2 protein-coding genes are annotated in these 1,851 nt (G+C 61.6%); both read right to left on the reverse strand.

Features of this window, described 5'->3' with window-relative positions:
- On the reverse strand, positions 1-1,181 hold a 1,181-nt coding region (locus tag ABWP09_RS09640), incomplete at its 3' end, for an NADH-quinone oxidoreductase subunit D (RefSeq protein ID WP_353204933.1).
- Positions 1,182-1,326: 145 nt separating this feature from the next.
- On the reverse strand, positions 1,327-1,851 hold a 525-nt coding region (locus tag ABWP09_RS09645; RefSeq protein ID WP_353204934.1), incomplete at its 5' end, for an NADH-quinone oxidoreductase subunit C.

Consider the following 1,851-nt stretch of genomic DNA (forward strand, 5'->3'; position numbering starts at 1 on the left):
TCCGCCAGCATGTGGCCCTTCGCCATGAAGTCCATCGCCTGCAGATGCGAGAAGGCCGTGGGGCGGATCTTGCAGCGGTACGGCTTGTTGGTGCCGTCGGCGACGAGATACACGCCGAACTCGCCCTTGGGGCTTTCGGTCGCGACATAGACGTCGCCCGCCGGCACGTGGAAGCCCTCGGTATAGAGCTTGAAGTGGTGGATCAGCGCTTCCATCGATCGCTTCATCTCGGCGCGCTTGGGTGGCACCACCTTGCGGTCGAGCGATGCGATCGGTCCCTCGAGCATTTCGTTCAGACACTGCTTCATGATCCGCGCCGATTGGCGGACTTCCTCGACGCGCACCATGAAACGATCATAGCAATCGCCGCGCGTGCCGACCGGAACCTCGAAATCCATCTTGGCGTAGACATCGTACGGCTGCGACTTGCGCAAATCCCAGGCGATGCCCGAACCGCGGATCATCGGGCCGGAAAAGCCCCATTTGATCGCATCGTCGCGGCTCACCGTCGCAATGTCGACGTTGCGCTGCTTGAAGATGCGGTTGTCGGCGACGAGCGAAATCGCATCCTCGAACAAGCGCGGCAGGCGGTTGTCGAGCCAGTCGGCAATGTCGGTCAGCAGCTTGAGCGGCACATCCTGATGCACGCCACCGGGGCGGAAATACGCGCCATGCATCCGCGCACCCGATGCGCGCTCGAAGAAGTTCATACAGTCTTCGCGGATCTCGAACATCCACAGGTTCGGCGTCATCGCCCCGACGTCCATCACATGGCTGCCGAGGTTGAGCATATGGTTCGAAATGCGCGTGAGTTCGGCGAAAAAGACCCGAAGATACTGCGCGCGCGTGGGGACTTCGAGATCGAGCAATTTCTCGATCGCAAGCACGAAGCTGTGCTCCATGCACAAAGGCGAGCAATAATCGAGCCGATCGAAATAGGGCAGCGCCTGCATGTACGTCTTATACTCGATCAGCTTTTCGGTGCCGCGGTGCAGCAGCCCGATATGCGGATCGACGCGCTCGACGATTTCGCCGTCGAGCTCCATCACGAGGCGCAACACGCCATGCGCAGCCGGGTGCTGCGGGCCGAAATTGATCGTGTAATTCTGGATCGCGACGTCGCCGACTTCGGGGCTTTCCGCGTCGGCCTTGCGGTCGATCTGGTCGAGATAATCGGTCATTGAACAACCCCAAACACAATCACTTCCCCGGCGAAGGCCGGGGCCCAGTTGTGGGCGCTTCGTTGGAGAGTGCTGCGCTCGATAACCTCAGCCTGCGCAACTAGGCCCCGGCCTTCGCCGGGAAAGCGTACAAGGAAAAGCGTCATCACTTTGGCCCCGCCTTACCCGCACCGGTCTGCGTCGTATTCTCGCTGGTCTTCGCCTCGGTCGCACTCGCAACCGGCGACTTCGCCGCATCCGCCTTGACGATCGCGTCGGCGGTCAGCGGCGTCGGCGCGCCCTTGGCTTCGGGAACCTTGGCCTTCTCGTCGCCCGGCAGGATGTATTCGGCACCCTCCCATGGACTCATAAAGTCGAAGCTGCGGAAATCCTGCGCCAGCTTCACCGGCTCATACACCACGCGCTTGGCTTCTTCGGAATAGCGCAGCTCGACATAGCCGGTCAGCGGGAAGTCCTTGCGCTGCGGATGCCCGCGAAAGCCATAGTCGGTCAGGATGCGGCGCAGATCGGGATTGCCCGAAAACAGCACGCCGTACATGTCATACACTTCGCGCTCGAGCCAACCCGCGACCGGCCAGATGCCCGTCACCGACGGGACCGGCTTTTCGTCATCGGTCTGCACATGCACGCGGATGCGGTGGTTGCGCGTCAGCGACAGCAGGCAATAGAC

The sequence above is a fragment of the Sphingomonas sp. genome (assembly GCF_040398505.1).
Taxonomy (GTDB): Bacteria; Pseudomonadota; Alphaproteobacteria; order Sphingomonadales; family Sphingomonadaceae; genus Sphingomonas.